Annotated in this window: 20 protein-coding genes; 14 read left to right on the plus strand and 6 right to left on the minus strand. The window is 69.0% G+C overall.

All coding sequences use genetic code 11. From position 1 onward, the window contains the following. The 4 genes from ftsY to rpoH form a co-directional block, all read left to right on the plus strand. A partial coding sequence (ftsY, locus tag C1H66_RS22070) for a signal recognition particle-docking protein FtsY (RefSeq protein WP_102630020.1) occupies positions 1 to 975 on the plus strand: 975 nt, incomplete at its 5' end. After that, positions 972 to 1,640, plus strand: a complete 669-nt coding sequence (gene ftsE, locus C1H66_RS22075) for a cell division ATP-binding protein FtsE (protein ID WP_102630021.1) — start codon at positions 972 to 974, stop codon at positions 1,638 to 1,640. The genes ftsY and ftsE, both read left to right, overlap by 4 nt. Beyond that, positions 1,637 to 2,614, plus strand: a complete 978-nt coding sequence (ftsX, locus tag C1H66_RS22080) for a permease-like cell division protein FtsX (protein ID WP_102630022.1) — start codon at positions 1,637 to 1,639, stop codon at positions 2,612 to 2,614. The genes ftsE and ftsX overlap by 4 nt, the downstream gene beginning before the upstream one ends. A gap of 222 nt (positions 2,615 to 2,836) precedes the next feature. Beyond that, entirely contained in the window at positions 2,837 to 3,703 is an 867-nt protein-coding gene (rpoH, locus tag C1H66_RS22085; RefSeq protein ID WP_102630023.1) for an RNA polymerase sigma factor RpoH, read from the plus strand. Positions 3,704 to 3,770: 67 nt separating this feature from the next. On the opposite strand, the gene slmA is transcribed toward rpoH, so the two are convergent. The 5 genes from slmA to coaBC all read right to left on the minus strand — a co-directional run bounded on the left by slmA (position 3,771) and on the right by coaBC (position 8,727). Then, positions 3,771 to 4,388, minus strand: a complete 618-nt coding sequence (gene slmA, locus C1H66_RS22090; RefSeq protein WP_102630024.1) for a nucleoid occlusion factor SlmA — start codon at positions 4,386 to 4,388, stop codon at positions 3,771 to 3,773. Between the two features lie 85 nt (positions 4,389 to 4,473). Further along, entirely contained in the window at positions 4,474 to 5,391 is a 918-nt protein-coding gene (gene argB, locus C1H66_RS22095; protein ID WP_102630025.1) for an acetylglutamate kinase, read from the minus strand. 68 nt (positions 5,392 to 5,459) lie between these two features. Beyond that, positions 5,460 to 6,857, minus strand: a complete 1,398-nt coding sequence (locus tag C1H66_RS22100) for a phosphomannomutase/phosphoglucomutase (protein WP_102630026.1) — start codon at positions 6,855 to 6,857, stop codon at positions 5,460 to 5,462. A gap of 31 nt (positions 6,858 to 6,888) precedes the next feature. Beyond that, a complete protein-coding gene (gene dut / locus C1H66_RS22105; RefSeq protein WP_102630027.1) occupies positions 6,889 to 7,368 on the minus strand; it encodes a dUTP diphosphatase in 480 nt (159 codons plus the stop codon). Between the two features lie 27 nt (positions 7,369 to 7,395). Continuing rightward, positions 7,396 to 8,727, minus strand: a complete 1,332-nt coding sequence (gene coaBC / locus C1H66_RS22110; protein WP_102630028.1) for a bifunctional phosphopantothenoylcysteine decarboxylase/phosphopantothenate--cysteine ligase CoaBC — start codon at positions 8,725 to 8,727, stop codon at positions 7,396 to 7,398. Positions 8,728 to 8,860: 133 nt separating this feature from the next. Between coaBC and radC the strand changes: the two genes are divergently transcribed. The 10 genes from radC to C1H66_RS22160 all read left to right on the plus strand — a co-directional run bounded on the left by radC (position 8,861) and on the right by C1H66_RS22160 (position 18,383). Beyond that, positions 8,861 to 9,535, plus strand: a complete 675-nt coding sequence (gene radC, locus C1H66_RS22115) for a RadC family protein (protein WP_102630029.1) — start codon at positions 8,861 to 8,863, stop codon at positions 9,533 to 9,535. A gap of 215 nt (positions 9,536 to 9,750) precedes the next feature. Next, on the plus strand, positions 9,751 to 9,987 hold the full coding sequence (gene rpmB / locus C1H66_RS22120) for a 50S ribosomal protein L28 (RefSeq protein ID WP_102630030.1): 237 nt from the start codon (positions 9,751 to 9,753) through the stop codon (positions 9,985 to 9,987). 26 nt (positions 9,988 to 10,013) lie between these two features. Further along, on the plus strand, positions 10,014 to 10,169 hold the full coding sequence (gene rpmG / locus C1H66_RS22125; RefSeq protein ID WP_102630031.1) for a 50S ribosomal protein L33: 156 nt from the start codon (positions 10,014 to 10,016) through the stop codon (positions 10,167 to 10,169). Positions 10,170 to 10,280: 111 nt separating this feature from the next. Beyond that, positions 10,281 to 11,117, plus strand: coding sequence for a bifunctional DNA-formamidopyrimidine glycosylase/DNA-(apurinic or apyrimidinic site) lyase (gene mutM / locus C1H66_RS22130; protein WP_102630032.1), 837 nt, complete (start codon positions 10,281 to 10,283; stop codon positions 11,115 to 11,117). Positions 11,118 to 11,181: 64 nt separating this feature from the next. After that, positions 11,182 to 12,378 (plus strand): class I SAM-dependent rRNA methyltransferase, encoded by a 1,197-nt coding sequence (locus C1H66_RS22135; RefSeq protein WP_102630033.1) that lies wholly within the window; start codon positions 11,182 to 11,184, stop codon positions 12,376 to 12,378. Between the two features lie 5 nt (positions 12,379 to 12,383). Continuing rightward, positions 12,384 to 12,704, plus strand: coding sequence for a putative signal transducing protein (locus C1H66_RS22140; RefSeq protein WP_102630034.1), 321 nt, complete (start codon positions 12,384 to 12,386; stop codon positions 12,702 to 12,704). A 200-nt stretch (positions 12,705 to 12,904) separates the two neighbouring features. After that, positions 12,905 to 14,020: an alanine dehydrogenase gene (ald, locus tag C1H66_RS22145; protein ID WP_102630035.1), complete on the plus strand. Its 1,116-nt coding sequence runs from the start codon at positions 12,905 to 12,907 to the stop codon at positions 14,018 to 14,020. Between the two features lie 141 nt (positions 14,021 to 14,161). Beyond that, positions 14,162 to 15,175 carry a tryptophan--tRNA ligase gene (locus C1H66_RS22150; protein ID WP_102630036.1) on the plus strand — a complete coding sequence of 338 codons (1,014 nt, stop codon included), beginning with the start codon at positions 14,162 to 14,164 and terminating at the stop codon, positions 15,173 to 15,175. A 183-nt stretch (positions 15,176 to 15,358) separates the two neighbouring features. Next, a complete protein-coding gene (locus C1H66_RS22155) occupies positions 15,359 to 16,567 on the plus strand; it encodes a YeeE/YedE family protein (RefSeq protein ID WP_102630037.1) in 1,209 nt (402 codons plus the stop codon). Positions 16,568 to 16,703: 136 nt separating this feature from the next. Next, positions 16,704 to 18,383 carry an NAD-dependent malic enzyme gene (locus C1H66_RS22160; RefSeq protein WP_102630038.1) on the plus strand — a complete coding sequence of 560 codons (1,680 nt, stop codon included), beginning with the start codon at positions 16,704 to 16,706 and terminating at the stop codon, positions 18,381 to 18,383. 72 nt (positions 18,384 to 18,455) lie between these two features. Here C1H66_RS22160 and acnA read toward each other — a convergent pair whose 3' ends face one another. Then, positions 18,456 to 21,203: an aconitate hydratase AcnA gene (gene acnA, locus C1H66_RS22165; protein WP_102630039.1), complete on the minus strand. Its 2,748-nt coding sequence runs from the start codon at positions 21,201 to 21,203 to the stop codon at positions 18,456 to 18,458. Positions 21,204 to 21,375 lie beyond the last annotated feature (172 nt).

The following is a 21,375-nucleotide window of genomic DNA, read 5'->3' on the forward strand; positions in this document are numbered from 1 at the left end:
CTGCAGGAGAAACCCGGCCAGGCCGGCCGGCGGGAGAAGGCGGGCTGGTTCGCCCGTATCCGCTCGGGGCTCGGCAAGACCCGCGCCAACCTCTCCGACGGCCTCGCCGGGCTCTTCCTCGGCAAGAAGCAGATCGACGACGAGCTGATGGAGGACCTCGAGACCCAGCTGCTGATGGCGGACGTGGGCATCGAGGCCACCACCGAGATCATCGACCGCCTCACCGAGCGGGTCTCGCGCAAGGAGCTCAAGGATCCCGAAGCGCTCTTCCGGGCGCTCCAGGACGAACTCGCGACCCTGCTCGAGGCGGTCGCCAGGCCCCTCGAGCTGCCGCCGAAGGGGGAAGGGCCCTTCGTCATCCTGGTGGTGGGCGTCAACGGCGTGGGCAAGACCACCACCATCGGCAAGCTGACCCAGCGCTTCCAGCGCGAGGGTCGCAGCGTGATGCTGGCCGCCGGCGACACCTTCCGCGCCGCCGCCGTGGAGCAGCTCAAGGTCTGGGGCGAGCGCAATGACGTGCCGGTGATCGCCCAGCACACCGGTGCCGACAGCGCCTCGGTGATCTATGACGCCGTGGCCGCGGCCACGGCGCGGGGCGTCGACGTGCTGATCGCCGATACCGCCGGCCGCCTGCACAACAAGTCACACCTGATGGAGGAGCTGAAGAAGGTCCATCGGGTGATGGGCAAGCTCGATGCCGCGGCGCCCCACGAGGTAATGCTGGTGCTCGACGCCGGCACCGGCCAGAACGCGCTGTCCCAGGCCAGCACCTTCAACGAGGCGGTGCCGATCACCGGCGTGACCCTGACCAAGCTCGACGGCACCGCCAAGGGCGGCATCATCTTCGCCCTGGCCAAGCAGCTCGGTACGCCGATCCGTTTCATCGGGGTCGGCGAGTCGCTCGATGACCTGCGCCCCTTCGTGGCGAGCGAGTTCGTCGATGCCCTCTTCGACCGGGACGCCGCCTCCGAATGATCGCCTTCGAGCATGTCGGCAAGCGCTACGGGGGGCGCTTCGAGGCGCTCGCCAACATCGACTTTCGCGTACGCCGCGGCGAGATGGTCTTCCTCACCGGCCACTCCGGGGCCGGCAAGAGCTCGCTGCTGCGCCTGATCATGCGGCTCGAGCGGCCAACCCGGGGGCGGGTGCTGGTCGCCGGCCACGACATCGATCGGCTGCATCACACCCAGGTGCCCTTCTACCGGCGCCAGATCGGCGTGGTCTTCCAGGACCACCAGTTGCTCTTCGATCGTTCCATCTACCACAACGTGGCCCTGCCGCTGGAGATCCAGGGCGTGGAGCCTCGTGAGGGCGCGCGGCGCGTGCGCGCGGCGCTGGACAAGGTGGGGCTGCTGCACCGCGAGAAGGCCTTGCCCATCGAGCTCTCCGGCGGCGAGCAGCAGCGCGTCGGCATCGCCCGGGCGGTGGTCAACAAGCCGGCACTGCTGCTCGCCGACGAGCCCACCGGTAACCTCGATCCCCAGCTCTCGGCCGATATCATGGCGCTGTTCGAGGACTTCAACCGCATCGGCACCACGGTGATGATCGCCAGTCACGACCTGGCGCTGATCGCCCGCCTGCGCCACCGGGTGCTGCGCCTGCGCGACGGCCGCCTGGTCGCCGACGAGGAGGCCGCATGAATCGCCGGCCGGCAGAGCCACCCCCCCGGGGGGCCCGCAGCCGTCGCACGCGCTCAGCGAGCCGCCTGCGTGGCTGGGCGCGCCACCACCGTGCCATGTGCCTGGACAGCGCCCGTCGCCTGATCCGCCGCCCCGTCGGCAGCCTGTTGACCATGCTGGCCATCGCCATCGCCCTGGTGCTGCCCGCCGCGCTCTGGCTGACCCTGGACAGCGCCCGGCTGCTCGATGCCGAGCTGGAGGAGAGTGCGACCCTGACCGTCTATCTCGAGCCCCGGGTGGAGGACGCCCAGGCGGCGCGCATCGACGAGGCCCTGGCCGCCCACGAGGGCGTGACGCGCACCCGGCTGATCACCGCCGCCGAGGGCATGGCCGAGTTCCAGCAGGCGCTGGGGCTCGCCGATGCCCTGGGCCGGCTCGAGGAGAATCCCCTGCCGGCCAGTGTGGTGGTGACCCCCGTCGACCCGACCCCCGAGGCGGTGCGGGTACTGGCCGAACGGCTGGAGGCGGTTGCCGGTGTCGAGGAGGTGCGTCTCGACCTGGCCTGGATCGAGCGGCTGCGCCACCTGGCCGAGCTGGGGCGGCGCGTGGCCCTGGCGCTGGCGGTGCTGTTCGGCCTGGGGGTGCTGCTGGTGGTGGGCAATACCATTCGCCTCTCGGTGGAGAGCCGCCGCCAGGAGATCGAGGTGGTGACCCTGATCGGCGCCACCCATGCCTTCGTGCGTCGGCCCTTCATCTACAGCGGCGCCTGGTACGGCCTGGGGGGCGGGCTGCTCGCCTGGGGCTTGCTGACGCTTGGCAGCGGCTGGCTCGCCGCCCCGGTCTCGGCGCTCGCGGCCAGCTACGGCGCCAGCTTCAGCCTTCCCCGGCTGGGGGGCTCCGGCTCGGCAATGCTGCTCGTCTGTAGTACACTACTGGGCTGGTTGGGTGCCTGGATCGCGGTGAGCCGACATCTCGCGGAGGTGCGGCCGCGATAAAGGGCGGCGGTGCGGGCGCGAAGAGCGGAGGCTCGGCCGCAACGAGGCGCCGTCCCTCGTCCCGCGGAGGCGATACGGTTGCCGAGCCAGTCACCCAGTCGTATATTCGCTGGAGATCAGTCGAATCGGCGGAACATTCTCCGGCCTCTGCCATCAAAGGCAGCGATACCAGACATCATACTTGGGCCAAGACTCTGGCTTAGAGAAGGAGACAACCTGCACATGAGCACCAGTCTTCTGCCGGTGGGCCACCTCTCCCCGGGACATGACCTCAACGGCTATATCCAGGCGGTCAACGGCATTCCGATGCTGACCGCCGACGAGGAGCGTGAGCTGGCCTTCCGCCTGCACGACGAGGGCGACCTCGAGGCGGCGCGTCGCCTGGTGCTGTCGCACCTGCGCTTCGTGGTGCATATCGCCCGCAGCTATTCCGGCTACGGCCTGCCCCAGGCGGACCTGATCCAGGAGGGCAACGTCGGCCTGATGAAGGCGGTCAAGCGCTTCGACCCCAACCAGGGCGTACGGCTGGTCTCCTTCGCCGTGCACTGGATCAAGGCCGAGATTCACGAGTTCGTGCTGCGCAACTGGCGTATCGTCAAGATCGCCACCACCAAGGCCCAGCGCAAGCTGTTCTTCAACTTGCGCAGCGCCAAGAAGCGCCTGGCCTGGCTCAACAACGACGAGGTCGATGCCATCGCCCGCGATCTCGACGTCAAGCCCGAGGTGGTGCGCGAGATGGAGGGCCGCCTGTCGGCCCACGATGCCGGCTTCGATGCCTCGCCCGGCGACGACGATGAGTCCGCCTGGCAGGCCCCCGTGCACTTCCTCGACGATGCCGCCGCCGATCCGGCCACCCAGCTCGAGGACAGCGACTGGGAGGGCGATGCCACCCGTCGCCTGCGGCACGCCCTGGAGGAGCTCGACGAGCGCTCCCGGGACATCCTGCAGCGTCGCTGGCTCTCCGAGCACAAGGCCACGCTGCACGAGCTGGCCGACGTCTACGGCGTCTCCGCCGAGCGCATCCGCCAGCTCGAGAAGAACGCCATGAAGAAGATTCGCCTGCAGATCGGCGATACCCTGGCGGCCTGATCGCACGCCGCCACAAGGGTCCCCGCGAAGGAGCCCCGGCACTGCCGGGGCTCCTTGCGTTCGGGGATCAGGCGCCGGCCAGCTGGGGCGCCTCCCTGAGCAGTTGCGCCGAGAGCAGCGTCCACTGCTCGTCCCAGTGCTCGGTGGGGCGGCGGCGGAAGTCGCTGCGCACGTACTGGGAGATGCGCCCTTCGGCCTGGGCCAGCAGCAGGTTGGCCGTCGCCGAGACCGGCAGGGTGGGGCGCCGCCCCTCGCGCAGCTCGGCCTCGCGCAGGATCTGCTTGAGCTGGGTCTCGAGTCGCTCGAACAGCTGGTGGATGCGCAGCCGCAGGCGGGCGGTCTCGCCGGTCAGGGCGTCGCCGCCGAGCAGGCGGGAGAGCCCCGGGTTCTTCTCGGCGAAGCCCAGCAGCAGACCGAGGACCTGGCCGCAGCGCGGGACGGCGTGGGGCTCCTGGTCGAGGATGCGGCTGATGCGTTCGAACAGGGACGCCTCGATGAACTCGATGAGCCCCTCGAACATGCGCGCCTTGCTGGGGAAGTGGCGGTAGAGGGCGGCCTCCGAGACGCCGACCTGGCGGGCCAGGGCGGCCACGGTGATGCGCTTGCCGCTGTCTTCCTCCAGCATCAGCGCGAGCGCCTGGAGGATCTGCTCGCGGCGGCTGGGGGTGGGGGTTTCCTGCGTCATATCGGTCTTTTCTTTTATGTGGTCGCACCATCCTAATCCCGGGCCCGTCGCGGTGCAAAACCCGTGACGGGCCCCCGTTCCGGGATCAGGCGATGGTCTCCTCGCGCTCGGCATCGGTGATCAGGGTACCGACCCCGGCATTGGTGAAGATCTCCAGCAGGGTGGCGTGGGGCACCCGGCCGTCGATGATGTGGGCGCTGCGTACCCCGCCCTTCACCGCGTCCAGGGCGCAGCGGATCTTCGGCAGCATGCCGCCGTGGATGGTGCCGTCGGCGATCAGGGCGTCCACCTGGGCGGTGCTCAGGCCGGTGAGCACCTCGCCCTCGGCGTTCATCAGGCCGGCCACGTTGGTCAGCAGCATCAGCTTCTCGGCGCCGAGCGCCTCGGCCACCTTGCCGGCCACCAGGTCGGCGTTGATGTTGTAGCTGTGGCCCTCGGCATCGACGCCGATGGGCGCGATCACCGGGATGAAGTCGCGCTCGGCGAGCATCTCGATCAGGTCGGTGGAGATGTGTTCGACCTCGCCGACGTGGCCGATGTCGATGATCTCGGGCACGGTCATCTCCGGCGTCTGGTGCTCCACCTTGAGCTTCCGGGCACGGATCTGGGCGCCGTCCTTGCCGGTCAGGCCGATCGCCTTGCCGCCGCACTGGTTGATCAGGTTGACGATGCCCTTGTTGACCAGGCCGCCGAGCACCATCTCGACCACGTCCATGGTCTCGGCATCGGTGACGCGCATGCCGTTGACGAAGCGCGACTCGATATTGAGCTTCTTGAGCAGGTCGCCGATCTGCGGCCCGCCGCCGTGCACCACCACCGGATTGATGCCGACTTCCTTCATCAACACCATGTTGCGGGCGAAGGAGTCGATCAGGGTGTCCTCGGTCATGGCGTTGCCGCCGTACTTCACCACCACGGTCTTGCCGGAGAAGCGCTGGATGTAGGGCAGCGCCTCGGAGAGCACCTCCACCACCAGGCGCGGGTCACGGGTCTTGTCGGTCATGCGGGGTCCCTTCTCGTGTCTCGTGGAGTCGCGCCTCGCCGGCGCGTCCCCGTGGGTCGTGATGCTGCCTAGAGCGTTACCTCCAGCTCCGGGGCGACCTGGGCGAGGGCCTCGGCGAAGCGGGTGCGGATGCGGTCCAGCGCTGCCTCGCTCTTGCCCTCGAAGCGCAGCACCAGCACCGGCGTGGTGTTGGAGGCGCGGCACAGGCCCCAGCCGTCGGGGTAGTCGACGCGGATGCCGTCGAGGGTCGTCTTGACGCCCTCGTCGCCGAAGTCGCCCTCCCGGGCCAGGCGGGCCACCAGGTCGAACTTGGTCTCGTCGGTGACGGTGACGTTGATCTCCGGGGTGCTCAGGTCCTGGGGGAAGTGGTCGAAGAAGGTGTCGGCATCGCTGGCCTGCCGCGACAGGATCTCCAGCAGCCGGGCGGCGCCGTAGAGGCCGTCGTCGAAGCCGTACCAGCGCTCCTGGAAGAAGATGTGGCCGCTCATCTCGCCGGCCAGCAGGGCGCCGGTCTCCTTCATGCGGGCCTTGATCAGCGAGTGGCCGGTGCGCCACATCTCCGGGGTGCCGCCGGCCTCCTCGATCACCCGGGTCAGGTTGCCGGTGCACTTGACGTCGAAGATCACCCGGGCGCCGGCGTTGCGCGAGAGCATGTCCTCGGCGAAGGCCATCAGCAGGTGGTCGGGGTAGATCAGCTTGCCGCTCGGGGTGATCACGCCGAGGCGGTCGCCGTCGCCGTCGAAGGCCAGGCCGATGTCGGCGCCGGTCTCCCGCACGGTGCGGATCAGGTCCTGGAGGTTCTCGGGCTTGCCCGGGTCGGGATGGTGGTTGGGAAAGGTGCCGTCGATCTCGGCGAACAGCGGGATCGTCTCGGCGCCGAGCCTCTCGATCAACTGCGGACCCAGCTCGCCGGCCACGCCGTTGCCGCAGTCGACCACCGCCTTGAGCGGCCGCTCCAGCTTCACGTCGCCGAGGATGCGTTCCAGATAGGCGGCGCGCACGTCCTCCTGGCGCACGCTGCCGTCGCCCTCGCTCAGGTCGCCGGTCACGATCCGCTGGTAAAGAGCCGTGATGGCCTCGCCGGAGAGGGTCCCGCCGCCCAGCACGATCTTGAAGCCGTTGTAGTCCGGCGGGTTGTGGCTGCCGGTGACCATCACCCCCGAGGCGGTGCCCTCGAGCACGTGGGTGGCGAAGTAGAGGACCGGGGTGGGCACCATGCCGATGTCGATGACGTCGCGGCCGCTCGCGGTCAGGCCGCGGGTCAGGGCGGCCAGCAGGCGCGGCCCGGAGAGGCGCCCGTCGCGGGCGACGACCACGGTGGACTCGCCGCGGGCGGCGGCCTCGCTGCCGATCGCGCGGCCGATCAGCTCGACGCCTGCCTCGGTGAGGGTGTCATCGACGATGCCGCGAATGTCGTAGGCGCGGAAAATCGACGCGGGTACGGCCTGTCTGGTCTCTTGGGTCATCTGATCAATCCCTCGTTGGAGCCCGAACGGCTCAGTGTCTTCCCGAACTGCCGAAGCCGCCTTCGCCCCGGGCGCTGGCGGCGAAATCGTCGACGACCCGCAGTTCGGCCTGCACCACGGGAACAAGCACGTACTGTGCCAGTCGTTCGAAGGGCTCGAGCACGAAGGGGGCACTGCCGCGGTTCCACACCGAGACCATCAGCTCGCCCTGGTAGTCGGAGTCGATCAGCCCCACCAGGTTGCCGAGCACGATGCCGTGCTTGTGGCCGAGCCCCGAGCGGGGCAGGATCATGCCGGCCAGCCCCGGGTCGCCGATATGGATGGCGAGCCCGGTGCGCACCAGCTCGCACTGGCCCGGGGCCAGGGTCAGGGGCGTGTCGAGCAGGGCGCGCAGGTCCATGCCGGCGGAGCCCTCGGTGGCGTAATGGGGCAGGTAATCGCTCAGGCGCGGGTCGAGCAGCTTGACGGCCAGGCGAGGCTTGGCGGACGGGCGTTCGGCGGTGTCGGGCATCGGAAGTCCTTGCGGAATCGGGGGGTGTCAGGGGTGTCGAGGCGCCTGCAGGCAGGCCAGGGCGCGCTGGATCACGGCCATGGCGAGTTGTGACTTGGGCTGGGGGGCGAGGTCGTCACGGCCCAGGGTGTCGCCATCTCGCCACAGGATCAGGGCGGCATTGTCGTCGGCGCCGAAGCCGAGGCCCGCCCGGGAGACGTCGTTGGCGACGATCATGTCCAGTTTCTTGCGGGTCAGCTTGTCCCGGGCATAGGCCTCGAGGTCGCGGGTCTCGGCGGCGAAGCCGACCACCAGCGGGCGTGGCGCATTCGACGGGCGGCGGCTCGCCACCTCGGCGATGATGTCGGGGTTCTTGACCAGGGTGAGGGTCAGGCCGTCCTTGCCCTCGCGCTTCTTGATCTTGTGCTCGGCCGGCGCCTCGGCGCGATAGTCGGCCACGGCGGCACAGCCGATGAAGATGTCGCTGTCGGGGGCGAGCCGCTGGGCGGCATCGTGCATCTCGCGGGCCGTCTCCACATCGAGACGCTCGACCCCCTCGGGGGTGGGCAGGGTCACCGGGCCGCTGATCAGTCGTACCGTCGCGCCGAGGCGCGCCGCGGCGGCGGCCAGGGCGTAGCCCATCTTGCCCGAGCTGTGGTTGGAGAGGTAGCGCACCGGGTCGAGCGGCTCCCGGGTGGGGCCGGCGGTGATGGTGATGGTCAGGCCGTCGGCCTCGCCTGCGGTCGGTGCGGCATCGGGCGTCATGGCTGGCGCGGCTTCGGGCGCCATGGCCGGCGCGGCTTCGGGTGCCATGGACAGCAGCTCGTCGATGATCTCCTCGGGTTCCAGCATGCGCCCCGGGCCCACGTCGCCGCAGGCCTGGTCGCCGCTGGCCGGCCCCAGCAGGTGCCAGCCGTCTGCCTCGAGCCGGGCGGCATTGCGCCCCGTCGCCGGGTGGCGCCACATGGCCTGGTTCATGGCCGGGGCCATCACCTTCTCGGCCTCGCTGGCCAGGCAGAGGGTGGTCAGCAGGTCGTCCGCCATGCCAAGCGCCAGGCGTGCCATCAGGTCGGCGGTGGCCGGGGCGATGAGAATGAGCTCGGCCCAGCGGGCCAGCTCGATATGGCCCATGCCGGCCTCGGCCTCCGGGTCGAGCAGCGAGGTGCGCACCGGCTCGCCGGTCAGCGCCTGCAGGGTCAGCGGCGTGATGAAGGCCTGGGCGCCCTCGGTCATGACCACGCGCACCTCGCAGCCCGCCTGTTTCAGCAGGCGGGCGAGCTGGGCGCTCTTGTAGGCGGCGATGCCGGCGCTGATGCCGAGCAGGATGCGTCGGCCAGCGAGCTGGCGGCCGGTGATCCGGGGGCCTGACGGCGTTGACATGGACGAGATCCGGGCGGCTATCCAGTCGCCTACCTTACCACCGGCGCGGTGCCTTGCGTAGCCGCGGCGGCGTCGCCGAGCGGCTACACTGAACCGTGACGCAAGGGAGACAATGGCCTGCAGGGAGGCGAGAATGGCGATCCGTGACTGGCCGGAGGGCGAGCGCCCCCGGGAGAAACTGCTGGCGCTGGGGCCCGAGGCGCTGTCGGATGCCGAGTTGCTGGCGATCTTCCTCCGGGTCGGGGTGCGTGGGCGCTCGGCGGTGGACCTGGCCCGCGACCTGCTCGGCGCCTTCGGCGGGCTGCGGCCGCTGCTCGAGGCCGACCGCGAACGCTTCTGCGCCGAGCATGGCCTGGGCATGGCCAAGTTCGTGCAGCTGCAGGCGACCCTCGAGCTGTCGCGGCGGCACCTGGCCTGCCAGCTGGGCCGGGGCGACGCCCTGACCTCGCCGTCGCTGGTGCGGGCCTATCTCGCCGCGCAACTGCGCCACCTGGGCCACGAGGAGTTCGCCGCGCTCTTCCTCGACAGCCAGCACCGGGTGATCCGCTTCGAGTCGCTGTTTCGCGGCACCCTGGACAGCGCCTCGGTCTATCCCCGGGAGGTGGCCCGTCGGGCACTGGAGCTCGGCGCCGGCGCCATGATCTTCGCCCACAACCACCCGTCCGGTGTCGCCGAGCCCAGCGACGCCGACCGGCGCATCACCGAGCGGCTGCGCGAGGCGCTGGGGTTGTTCGAGATCCGCGTGCTGGACCATTTCGTCGTCGGCGACGGCGAGGTGGTGTCCTTCGCCGAGCGCGGCTGGATTTAACGCGCCTCCTCGCCGACCCTTGCCCCCGGAGAAGCCCGACAAGTTCACGAGAATTGCGCGAAGCGAGGCAAGGTTCTTGCTTGCGGGGGGGCATTCTGCTATAAAGTGCAGCCTTTGAATTCCCTTGGGTCAAATGAAACGGGGACGTCCCGGTTTGCCCGACAGGTTTTGAACACTCAGGTACTGACTACCTGGCCAAGCGGTTGGAGGCTCCCATGTCAAAAGTATGTCAGGTTACCGGCAAGCGCCCGGTGACTGGTAACAACGTTTCACACTCCCAGCGCAAGACCCGCCGTCGTTTCTTGCCGAACCTGCACAGCCACCGTTTCTGGGTGGAGTCCGAGAAGCGCTTCGTCAGGCTGCGCGTCTCCTCCAAGGGCATGCGCATCATCGACAAGAAGGGCATCGAGGCGGTGCTCAGCGACATCCGCAAGCGCGGCGAAGCCGTCTAAGCGATCCACCGAGGGAGCAAGCAGTCATGCGTGACAAGATCAAGCTGGTGTCCAGCGCCGGTACCGGCCACTACTACACCACCGACAAGAACAAGCGGAACACCCCGGACAAGCTCGAGTTCAAGAAGTACGATCCGGTGGTCCGCCAGCACGTGATGTACAAGGAAGCCAAGATCAAGTAAGCCTTGGTCGTCTTCCGCAGGTGTTCAAGCCTGTCCTTCTGAACCCGGCTGACTAAGCCGGGTTCAGGCGTTTGTGGAGGCCACCGGCGGCCGAGCGGAGCGAGAGACCCGATGCCCGAACTGCCCGAAGTCGAGACCACCCGCCGCGGTATCGCGCCCCATGTGGAAGGCCGCGAGATCACCGAGGTGATCGTGCGGCAGTCGCGCCTGCGCGTGCCGGTGCCGGCGGATCTCGTCGAGCGCCTGGTCGGGGCGCGCATCGGCGTGCTTTCCCGCCGCGCCAAGTACCTGCTGGTGCCGTTCTCGTCGCCCGGGCCGGACGGGATGGGGGCGACCCTGCTCTGGCACCTGGGCATGTCCGGCAGCCTGCGCATCGCCCGGCTCGGCGAGCTGCCGAAGAAGCACGACCATCTCGACCTGGTGCTCGACGACGGGGCCATCCTGCGTTACCACGACCCGCGCCGCTTCGGGTTCGTCGACTGGCTGGCCGGAACCGACGAGAGCGACCCGCGGCTGGCCCGCCTGGGGCCGGAGCCGCTCTCCGACGCCTTCGACGGCGAGCGGCTGTTCGCCCGCTCCCGTGGGCGGCGGCTGGCGGTGAAGCCCTTCCTGATGGACAACGCCGTGGTGGTGGGGGTCGGCAACATCTACGCCGCCGAGGCGCTGTTCCTGGCCGGCATCGACCCGCGCCGGGCCGCCGGCCGCATCTCCCGGGAGCGCTACGATGCACTTGCCGCGGCCGTGCGCGAGGTGCTGGCCGCCGCCATCACCCAGGGCGGCACCACCCTGCGCGACTTCGTCGGCGGCACCGGCGAGCCCGGCTACTTTGCCCAGCGCCTCAACGTCTATGGCCGCGACGGCCAGCCCTGTCGTCGCTGCGGCGCTGAGCTGCGCCTGGTGACCCTCGGCCAGCGGGCCAGCGTGTTCTGTGGCAGCTGCCAGACCTGATAGCACCGCGCGGTGAGATCACCGCCACTTCCTCTTCTCCATCTCTTCTCCACGAGACAAGTCCATGACCCTCACCCGAACCCTGCGCCTCAAGAAGCACGCCGACCGCCGCCTGAAGGCCGGTCACCTCTGGCTCTATTCCAACGAGATCGACACCGAGGCCACGCCGCTCAAGGATATCGAGGCCGGCGAGCAGGCGGTGGTGGAGGCCGCGAACGGCAAGGCCCTGGGCGTGGCCTATGTCAATCCGCATTCGCTGATCTGTGCGCGGATGGTCTCCCGTGACCCGAAGCAGGGGCTCGATCGCTCGTTGCTGGTGCACCGCCTCAATCAGGCGCTGTCGCTGCGTGAGCGGCTCTTCGCCAGGCCCTACTATCGCCTGGTGCACGGCGAGGGCGACCTGCTGCCGGGGCTGGTGATCGACCGCTACGACGAGGTCCTCGTCGTCCAGTTCAACACCGCGGGCATGCAGGCGGTGGCCGCCGAGTTGCTCGATGCGCTGGACAAGGTGCTGTCGCCGCGGGTGGTGGTGCTGCGCAACGATACCAGCGGTCGCCGCCAGGAGGGCCTCGAGCTCGGCGTCGAGGTGGTCAAGGGCGAACTGCCCGAACGGGTACTGCTGGAGGAGAATGGCGTGCGCTTCGCCGCCCCCGTGCTCGACGGCCAGAAGACCGGCTGGTTCTATGACCACCGGGTCAACCGCGCCTGGCTCAACGGCCTGGTGGCCGGCAAGCGAGTGCTCGACCTGTTCAGCTACGTGGGGGGGTGGGGGGTGCAGGCCGCCGCCAATGGTGCCTCCGAGGTGCTCTGCGTCGATGCCTCCGGTCCCGCCCTGGAGCGGGTGGCCGAGAATGCCGCGCTCAACGGCCTGCACGAGCAGGTGGCGGTGGGCGAGGGCGATGCCTTCGAGGTACTGGCGGCGCTCAAGGCCGAGGGCGAGGAGTTCGATGTGGTGATCCTCGACCCGCCCGCCTTCATCAGGAAGCGCAAGGACATTCCCAACGGCGAGCGTGCCTACGCCAAGCTCAACCGCGAGGCGATGCGCCTGCTCGGCCGCGACGGCCTGCTGCTGTCGGCCTCGTGCTCGATGCACCTGGCGCCGGAGCGACTGATCGACGTGGTGCGCGGTGCGGTGCGCCATCAGGACCGCCAGGGCCAGATCCTCTTCCAGGGGCACCAGGGGCCGGATCACCCGGTGCATCCGGCGATTCCGGAAACCTCGTACCTCAAGGCCCTGGGTGTCCGGGTATTCAGGGACTGAGCGCCATGCCCGCCGGGTATATCCGTGTCTTCGCCCACTCCAATGCGCTGCTGGTCAGCCATCTGCACAATGTGCTGGCCGCGGCGGGGATCCCCGCCGAGCTTCGCAACATGACCCTGGGCGGCGGCGCCGGAGAGCTGCCGCTGGGGGAGTGCGAGCCCGAGGTCTGGATCGCCCCCCATAACCGCGAGCGCGCCGAGGCGCTGATCCGCGAGTCCCTGGAAGGGGGCAGCGAGCGGCCCGACTGGGTCTGTTCAGGCTGCGGTGAAACCCTGGAGGGGGCCTTCGATACCTGCTGGAACTGTGGCACCCGCCGCTCGGGTTGAGCGCCTGCCTGCCTCGTCCGCCACCGGGCGAGGTGCGGCCATAGGGTTTTCTGTTGGCCAGTCTCGCGGCGAGATGATTTTTGGTTGAATGGCATCGAATCATGGGTTTTTTTTGAACTTGTGCGTGGACTCTTCGTGGATGCTCTGCCTGTGCTGTAATGAAGAGGAAATTACCCAACAAGAGCATGCAGGAGGCTTCCATGAAGATCGCCGTCCCGAAGGAGATCAAGAACCACGAGTATCGCGTCGCCCTGACACCCACCGGCGCCCGGGAGCTGGTCGCTCGCGGGCATCAGGTCACCGTGCAGGGCGGGGCCGGTGAGGGCGCGGGCTTCCCGGACAGCGACTACGAGGCGGCCGGGGCGCGGCTGGAGGCGGACGTGTCGGCGGTGTGGTCCGACGCCGAGCTGATCCTCAAGGTCAAGGAGCCCCAGGCCGAGGAGGTAGCGCGCCTGACGGCTGGCCAGACCCTGTTCACCTACCTGCACCTGGCGGCGGAGGAGACGTTGACCCGCGGCCTGATGGCGAGCGGTGCCACCTGCATCGCCTACGAGACCGTCACCGACCGCCAGGGTGGCCTGCCGCTGCTGGCGCCGATGAGCACCGTGGCGGGCCGCATGGCGGTGCAGGCCGGCGCCCACAGCCTGGAGAAGGCCCAGGGTGGTGCCGGCGTGCTGCTGCCCGGCGTGCCCGGCGTGGCACCCGGCAAGGTCGCGGTGATCGGCGGCGGCGTGGTGGGCGAGAACGCCGCCCGCATGGCGCTGGGGCTGGGCGCCGAGGTCACGGTGCTCGACAAGTCGATCCCGCGGCTCGAGACCCTGGACGATCGCTACCAGGGGCGCATGAAGACGGTCTTCTCCACCGCCGATGCCATCGACGAGGCGGTGCGTGAGTCCGACCTGATCATCGGGGCCGTGCTGATTCCCGGGGCCGCCGCGCCGAAGCTGATCACCCGCGCCATGCTCGCCGACATGAAGCCGGGCAGCGTGCTGGTCGACGTGGCCATCGACCAGGGCGGCTGCTTCGAGACCAGCCGCGCCACCACCCACGCCGAGCCGACCTATGTCGTCGACGGCATCGTCCACTACTGCGTGGCGAACATGCCCGGGGCGGTGGCTCGCACCTCGACCCAGGCGCTGACCAACGCCACCCTGCCCTTCGTCATGGCGCTGGCCGACAAGGGCTGGCAGCAGGCGCTGGCCGACGACCCGCACTTCGCGGCCGGGCTCAACGTCCACGACGGCCGGATCACCTACGCCGCGGTGGCCGAGGCCTTCGGCCTGGAGAGCGTCGATCCCGCTACCCTCGTGAAGTAACGGTTTTGCCTGGCAGGGGCGCTTGGCTCCGGCGACCTGTCCCCGGGCCTGCAGCCCAACGTGCCGCCCCGGTCGCCTTGACCGGGGCGGCACGGTAAGATGGACGGCATTTGCCACCGACCAGTGACACAGCCCGACTCCATGACCAAGACACGCGTTCTCACCGGCATCACCACCACCGGCACCCCGCACCTGGGCAACTACGTGGGGGCCATCAAGCCCGCCATCGCGGCGAGCCAGGACCCCAGCGTCCAGTCCTACTACTTCCTCGCCGACCTGCATGCCCTGATCAAGTGCCAGGATCCCGGGCGGGTGCAGGAGTCGCGCCTGGAGATCGCCGCCACCTGGCTGGCACTGGGGCTCGATACCGACAACGCCATCTTCTATCGCCAGTCGGACGTGCCGGAGATCACCGAGCTGACCTGGATGCTCTCCTGCGTCTGCGCCAAGGGGTTGATGAACCGAGCCCACGCCTACAAGGCGGCGGTGGCCGAGAACGAGGCCGCCGGCAACCAGGACCCGGACAAGGGCATCACCATGGGGTTGTTCGGCTACCCGGTGCTGATGGCCGCCGACATCCTGATGTTCAACGCCCACAAGGTGCCGGTGGGCCGCGACCAGATCCAGCACATCGAGATGGCCCGGGACATCGCCGGGCGCTTCAACCACCTCTTCAAGGGCGACTACTTCAGCCTGCCCGAGGCGGTGGTGGATGACCGGGTGGCGGTGCTGGGCGGCCTCGACGGGCGCAAGATGTCCAAGAGCTACAACAACACCATCCCGCTGTTCGTCTCCGAGAAGAAGCTGCTGAAGCTGGTGCGCAAGATCAAGACCAACTCGCTGGAGCCCGGCGAGCCCAAGGAGCCCGAGGGTTGCACCCTGTTCCAGATCTACTCGGCCTTCGCCACGGTGGAGGAGAGCGCCGCCCTGCGCCGCGAGTACCAGAACGGCATCGGCTGGGGCGAGGCCAAGACCCGGGTCTTCGAGTATCTCAACGAGCAGCTGCGCGAACCCCGCGAGCGCTACCAGGCACTGATGGAGGACCCCGGCCACATCGAGCAGGTGCTGCTCAAGGGCGCCGAGCGGGCCCGTGCCGAGGCCGTTCCCTTCCTGGACCGCCTGCGCCAGGCGGTGGGGCTGGGCCGCTTCGTCTGAGGGCGCTCGCTTCCGCTTGATGCAACGGGCGCTTCTCAGCGCCCGTTGTCGTTTCGTGGCTTCTCCGCATATTTCCATTCGGAACTAATTTCTGCATTTAAATGCTTTTACGCACTTCGCCGAAATAGTTAGCATGCTTCATTTGTTGGAGCTTCGTCCCCGACGACAACGAGGGAGCACGCCATGAGAGGACTCGCCCTGACACCGCAGACGCGCCTTTCCGTCTCCGCCGTGGCCGCCGGCGCCCTGCTGCTGGGGGCGCTCGCCGTGGGCAGTGCCTTCGGCGGCCGCATCGGCCTGCTGATGGTGGTCGGCGGGCTGCTCGGCATGGTGCTCTACCATGCCGCCTTCGGCTTCACCGCCGCCTGGCGCGTCTTCATCACCGAGCGCCGCGGCCGCGGGCTGCGCGCCCAGATGGTGATGCTGGCCATCGCCGTGCTGCTGTTCTTCCCGGCGCTCGGTGCCGGCAGCCTGTTCGGCACTTCGGTCCATGGCTATGTGGCACCGATCGGCGTCTCGGTGCTGGTCGGCGCCTTCCTGTTCGGCCTCGGCATGCAGCTGGGCGGTGGCTGTGCCTCCGGTACCCTCTTCACCGCCGGCGGTGGCAACGCCCGCATGCTGATCACCCTGCTGTTCTTCGTCGTCGGCTCGCTGATCGGTACCGCCCACTTCGCCTGGTGGCAGAGCCTGCCCGCCTTCCGCCCGACCTCGCTGGTCACCGAACTCGGCGTCGGCGGTGGCATCGCGGTCAGCCTGGTGCTGTTCGCGGCGATCGCCGGCTTCACCGTGGTGATGGAGAAGCGTCGCCATGGCCGACTCGAGCAGGCGCCGGCCATCGATGTCGGCAACCGGCGCTGGCTCACCGGCCCCTGGCCGCTGCTCGCCGGCGCCGTGGCGCTGGCGCTGCTCAACTTCACCACCCTGGCCCTGGCCGGCCGCCCCTGGGGGGTGACCTCGGCCTTCGCCCTGTGGGGCGCCAAGGGCTTCGAGTTCCTGGGCGGCGACGTCTCCGCCTGGGGCTACTGGCAGGCGCCGGGCAACGCCGCGGCCCTTCGGGCCAGCGTCTGGGGCGACATCACCACGGTGATGAACGTCGGCATCATGGTGGGGGCCCTGGTGGCCGCCTCGCTCGCCGGCCGCTTCGCGCCCAATTTCCGCATCCCGGCGAGGTCCGTGCTCGCCGCGGTCATCGGCGGCATCCTGCTCGGCTACGGCGCGCGGCTGGCCTTCGGCTGCAATATCGGCGCCTACTTCGGTGGCATCGCCTCGGGCAGCCTGCATGGCTGGCTGTGGCTGGTGGCGGCGTTTGCCGGCAACATGCTGGGGGTGAAGCTGCGCCCCTTCTTCTTCGCGGGGGAGGCGGGACGACAGCCGGCGGCCAAGAGCTGCTGACGGTACCTTTCCTCAGGCTGAACGCGCCCCGACCCGGCCAGGTCGGGGCGCTGTCGTTTTCGGCGTGGTAGAGTTGTCGCCAAGGCGCCGGCGAGAGCGCCAATGGCCCGTTCCAGTCAACGCACCGAGGCGAGAGATGACCACCGAATCCAAGCGTCCCCTCTATATTCCCTATGCCGGCCCCCCGTTGCTCGAGATGCCGCTGCTCAACAAGGGCAGTGCCTTCACCCGCGAGGAGCGCATCGAGTTCAACCTGATCGGTCTGCTGCCGCAGAACGTGGAGTCCATCGAGGAGCAGGCGGAACGGGCCTACCGACAGTATCGCCAGTGCCAGAACGACCTGGATCGCCATATCTATCTGCGCGCCATCCAGGACGACAACGAGACCCTCTATTTCCGCCTGGTCTCCGAGCACCTCGAGGAGATGCTGCCGATCATCTATACGCCCACGGTGGGCAAGGCCTGCGAGGAGTTCTCCAACATCTATCGCAACCACCGCGGGCTCTTCGTCGCCTACCCGGACCGCGACCGCATGGACGACATCCTGCGCTGCGCCACCAAGGACCAGGTCAAGGTCATCGTGGTCACCGACGGCGAGCGCATCCTCGGCCTCGGCGACCAGGGCATCGGCGGCATGGGCATTCCCATCGGCAAGCTCTCGCTCTATACCGCCTGCGGCGGCATCAGCCCGGCCTATACGCTGCCGATCATGCTCGACGTGGGCACCAACAACCGGGCGCTGCTCGACGACCCCATGTACATGGGCTGGCGCCACCCGCGCATTGACCAGGCCGAATACGACGCCTTCATGGAGGAGTTCATCGCCGCGGTGAAGCGCCGCTGGCCCAAGGCGCTGCTGCAGTTCGAGGACTTCGCCCAGGCCAACGCCCTGCCGCTGCTCGAGCGCTATCGCGACCAGCTCTGCTGCTTCAACGACGACGTCCAGGGCACGGCGTCGGTCTGTGTGGGCACCCTGATGGCGGCCTGCCAGGCGCGCGACGAGGGGGTCGGGCAGCAGCGGGTGGTGTTCGTCGGTGGCGGCTCGGCGGGTTGCGGCATCGCCGAGCAGATCGTGGTGGCGATGCAGGCGGAGGGGCTGACCGAGCGGGAGGCGCGCAGTCGGGTCTTCATGGTCGACCGGGATGGCCTGGTGACCGCCGACATGGACGGGTTGTGGGACTTCCAGCGCCGCCTCGCCCAGGACCCGACCCTGCTCAACGACTGGCATGGGCGCGACCTGCTGGAAGTGGTCACCCAGGTGCGTCCCACGGTGCTGATCGGTGTCTGTGGCCAGCCGGGCATCTTCACCGAGGAGGTGGTGCGTGCCATGCATGCCGGCTGCTCCCGGCCGCTGATCATGCCGCTCTCCAACCCCACCTCCCGGGCCGAGGCGACGCCCGAGGACGTGCTCACCTGGACCGACGGCCAGGCGCTGGTGGCCACCGGCAGCCCCTTCGCCCCGGTGGTGCACGACGGCATCACCTACCCCATCGCCCAGTGCAACAACGCCTATATCTTCCCCGGCATCGGCCTGGGCGTGGTGGCCAGCGGCGCCAGGCGGGTCACCGATGCGATGCTGATGTCGGCCTCGCGGGCACTGGCGCGGGAGGCCCCGCTGGTCAAGGAAGGCGAGGGCGCGCTGCTGCCGCGGCTTTCCCAGATTCGTGAACTCTCCAAGGCGATCGCCTTCGATGTCGCCGCCCAGGCCCAGGGGGAGGGCGTGGCACCGAAGACCAACGGCACCAAGCTGCGTGACGCCATCGAGCGCAACAGCTGGGACCCGGAGTATCGCCGCTACCGGCGCCGGTCGTTCTGACGAACGCTCGGACAGGATCGAAAAGGCCCCGCCAAGCGGGGCCTTTGCATGAGTGGCAGGATACCGCTGTGCTCAGGCCGCACCGATCATGTTGCGCAGCACATAGTGCAGGATGCCGCCGTGGCGGTAGTACTCCAGCTCGTTGGCGGTGTCGATGCGGCAGAGCGCCTCGAGCGTCTTCTCGCCCTTGTCGGAGGCGATGGTCACCTTGACCCGGCCGCCCGGGGTGAGCTCGGAAAGCCCCTCGACGGAGACCCGCTCGTCGCCGGTCAGGCCCAGGGTCTTGCGGTTCTCGCCCTCGGGGAACTGCAGCGGCACCACGCCCATGCCGATCAGGTTGGAGCGGTGGATGCGCTCGTAGGACTCGGCGAGCACGGCGCGCACGCCGAGCAGCCGGGTGCCCTTGGCCGCCCAGTCGCGGGAGGAGCCGGTGCCGTACTCCTTGCCGGCGATCACGACGAGCGGCGTGCCCTCCTGCTGGTAGGTCATGGCCGCATCGTAGATCGCCATCTGCTCGCCGCTGGGCACATGACGGGTCTCGCCGCCGACCACGCCGTCGAGCATCTCGTTCTTGATCCGCACGTTGGCGAAGGTGCCGCGCATCATCACCTCGTGGTTGCCGCGGCGCGAGCCGTAGGAGTTGAAGTCGACCGGCTTGATGCCGCGCTCCTGCAGGTAGCGCCCGGCGGGGCTGTCGGGCTTGATCGAGCCGGCCGGGGAGATGTGGTCGGTGGTCACCGAGTCACCGAGCATGGCCAGTATCCGGGCCTCCCTGACGTCCTCGATGGCCTCGGGCGTCCTGCCCATGCCCTCGAAGAAGGGCGGATGCTGGATGTAGGTGGAGTCCGCCGACCATTCGTAGACCTGGCTCTCGGGGACCTCGAGCGCCTGCCAGGTCTCGTCGCCGTCGAAGACCTCGGCATACTCCTTGCGGAACATCTCGGTCTTGACCTTCTCCACGGCCTCGGCGATCTCCGCCTGGCTGGGCCAGATCTCCTTGAGGGTGACCGGCTGGCCGTGCTGGTCGACCCCCAGCGGGTCCCGGGTCAGATCGAGCCGGACATTGCCGGCCAGGGCGTAGGCCACCACCAGCGGCGGCGAGGCGAGCCAGTTGGTCTTGACCAGCGGGTGGATGCGGCCCTCGAAGTTGCGGTTGCCGGAGAGCACCGAGGCCACGGTGAGGTCGCCATCCTCGATGGCCTGCTCGAGGGCCTCGTGCAGCGGGCCGGAGTTGCCGATGCAGGTGGTGCAGCCATAGCCCACCAGCTGGAAGCCCAGCGCATCGAGGTCGTCGCTGACGCCGCCGGCCTCGAGGTACTTGGTGACCACCTTGGAGCCCGGGGCCAGGGAGGTCTTGACCCAGGGCTTGGTCTTGAGGCCCCTGGCCAGGGCGTTCCTGGCCAGCAGGCCGGCGGCCATCATCACGCTGGGGTTGGAGGTGTTGGTGCAGGAGGTGATGGCGGCGATGACCACGGCGCCGGGGTTGAGCCTGAAGGCCTCGCCATCGAGCGAGACGTCCCGGCTGTCGTGATGCTCGTAGCTGTCCTGCACGCCGACGGCGGTCTGGCCACCCTCGGACATCAGCTTGCCGTTCTCGGTGGCAGAGGAGGGCTGCTTGCCCTCGTCCCCCATCACCCTGGCGAAGGCCTGGGGCATGTCCTTCAGGGCGACCCGGTCCTGGGGCCGCTTGGGACCGGCCAGGCTCGCCTCCACCTCGTTCATGTCCAGGTGCAGGGTGTCGCTGAAGATCGGCTCATGGCCGGGCTCGCGCCACATGCCCTGGGCCTTGCAGTAGGCCTCGACCAGGTCGATCTGGGCCGCGTCGCGGCCGGTCAGGCGCAGGTAGGTCAGCGTCTCCTCGTCGACCGGGAAGAAGCCACAGGTGGCGCCGTACTCGGGTGCCATGTTGGCGATGGTGGCGCGGTCGGCCAGCGGCAGGTCGGCCAGGCCGTCGCCGTAGAACTCGACGAACTTGCCCACCACGCCCTTCGCGCGCAGCATCTCGGTCACCGTCAGCACCAGGTCGGTGGCGGTGATGCCCTCGCGCAGCTTGCCGGTGAGCTTGAAGCCGACGACCTCGGGGATCAGCATCGACACCGGCTGGCCGAGCATGGCGGCTTCCGCCTCGATCCCGCCCACGCCCCAGCCGAGCACGCCGAGGCCGTTGATCATGGTGGTGTGGGAGTCGGTGCCCACCAGGGTGTCGGGGTAGGCGAGGGTCTTGCCGTCCTCCTCCCGGCTCCAGACGGTCTTGCCCAGGTACTCCAGGTTGACCTGGTGGCAGATGCCGGTGCCCGGCGGCACCACGCGGAAGTTGTCGAAGGCCTGCTGGCCCCAGCGCAGGAACTCGTAGCGCTCGCGGTTGCGCTGCATCTCGATGGCGACGTTGTCGCGGAAGGCGGTGGCATTGCCGAACTTGTCGACCATCACCGAGTGGTCGATGACCAGGTCCACCGGGGATAGCGGGTTGATGCGGTCCGGGCTCTCGCCCAGTGTCTCCACCGCGGCGCGCATGGCGGCGAGATCCACCACCCCCGGCACGCCGGTGAAGTCCTGCATCAGCACCCGGGCCGGGCGATAGCCGATCTCGCGGTCGGAGCGGGCCTCCTGCTGCCAGTCGACCAGGGCCTGCATGTCGTCGCGGGAAACACTCGGCTCACCGGCGAAGCGCAGCTGGTTCTCGAGCAGGATCTTCAGCGTCATCGGCAGCCGGTCGATGTCACCGAGTGCCTCGGCGGCCTTCGGCAGGCTATGGTAGTGGTAGGTGGTGCCGCCTGCCTCGAGCGTCTGCAGGGTATCCGGAGTGGGCTCGGTGCTCATGCTGTCCTCCTGTCGCGGGGGAGTGAACAAACCTTCCTGGTATCCGTGGTTACATGGTCATGATAGGCGCCACTTTCAACCACTGCCCGTGCTCGAGGCCACACGGCCCGGTGCGCCCCGGCTTGAAAAGTGGCGGCCGGCCCCCATCAACCATCCGACGAGTGCACGGAGG

Source organism: Halomonas heilongjiangensis, from assembly GCF_002879645.1.
Lineage (GTDB): Bacteria > Pseudomonadota > Gammaproteobacteria > Pseudomonadales > Halomonadaceae > Halomonas > Halomonas heilongjiangensis.

Excerpts from the sequence above, each read along its gene's own strand:
- mutM (WP_102630032.1), top strand. The coding sequence starts at position 10,281 with ATGCCCGAACTGCCCGAAGTCGAGACCACCCGCCGCGGTATCGCGCCC.
- C1H66_RS22135 (WP_102630033.1), top strand. The coding sequence starts at position 11,182 with ATGACCCTCACCCGAACCCTGCGCCTCAAGAAGCACGCCGACCGCCGC.
- C1H66_RS22100 (WP_102630026.1), bottom strand. The coding sequence starts at position 6,857 with ATGACCCAAGAGACCAGACAGGCCGTACCCGCGTCGATTTTCCGCGCC.
- ftsX (WP_102630022.1), top strand. The coding sequence starts at position 1,637 with ATGAATCGCCGGCCGGCAGAGCCACCCCCCCGGGGGGCCCGCAGCCGT.
- C1H66_RS22155 (WP_102630037.1), top strand. The coding sequence starts at position 15,359 with ATGAGAGGACTCGCCCTGACACCGCAGACGCGCCTTTCCGTCTCCGCC.
- argB (WP_102630025.1), bottom strand. The coding sequence starts at position 5,391 with ATGACCGACAAGACCCGTGACCCGCGCCTGGTGGTGGAGGTGCTCTCC.
- C1H66_RS22150 (WP_102630036.1), top strand. The coding sequence starts at position 14,162 with ATGACCAAGACACGCGTTCTCACCGGCATCACCACCACCGGCACCCCG.
- rpoH (WP_102630023.1), top strand. The coding sequence starts at position 2,837 with ATGAGCACCAGTCTTCTGCCGGTGGGCCACCTCTCCCCGGGACATGAC.
- C1H66_RS22160 (WP_102630038.1), top strand. The coding sequence starts at position 16,704 with ATGACCACCGAATCCAAGCGTCCCCTCTATATTCCCTATGCCGGCCCC.
- ald (WP_102630035.1), top strand. The coding sequence starts at position 12,905 with ATGAAGATCGCCGTCCCGAAGGAGATCAAGAACCACGAGTATCGCGTC.
- acnA (WP_102630039.1), bottom strand. The coding sequence starts at position 21,203 with ATGAGCACCGAGCCCACTCCGGATACCCTGCAGACGCTCGAGGCAGGC.
- rpmB (WP_102630030.1), top strand. The coding sequence starts at position 9,751 with ATGTCAAAAGTATGTCAGGTTACCGGCAAGCGCCCGGTGACTGGTAAC.
- coaBC (WP_102630028.1), bottom strand. The coding sequence starts at position 8,727 with ATGTCAACGCCGTCAGGCCCCCGGATCACCGGCCGCCAGCTCGCTGGC.
- ftsE (WP_102630021.1), top strand. The coding sequence starts at position 972 with ATGATCGCCTTCGAGCATGTCGGCAAGCGCTACGGGGGGCGCTTCGAG.
- dut (WP_102630027.1), bottom strand. The coding sequence starts at position 7,368 with ATGCCCGACACCGCCGAACGCCCGTCCGCCAAGCCTCGCCTGGCCGTC.
- rpmG (WP_102630031.1), top strand. The coding sequence starts at position 10,014 with ATGCGTGACAAGATCAAGCTGGTGTCCAGCGCCGGTACCGGCCACTAC.
- radC (WP_102630029.1), top strand. The coding sequence starts at position 8,861 with ATGGCGATCCGTGACTGGCCGGAGGGCGAGCGCCCCCGGGAGAAACTG.
- C1H66_RS22140 (WP_102630034.1), top strand. The coding sequence starts at position 12,384 with ATGCCCGCCGGGTATATCCGTGTCTTCGCCCACTCCAATGCGCTGCTG.
- slmA (WP_102630024.1), bottom strand. The coding sequence starts at position 4,388 with ATGACGCAGGAAACCCCCACCCCCAGCCGCCGCGAGCAGATCCTCCAG.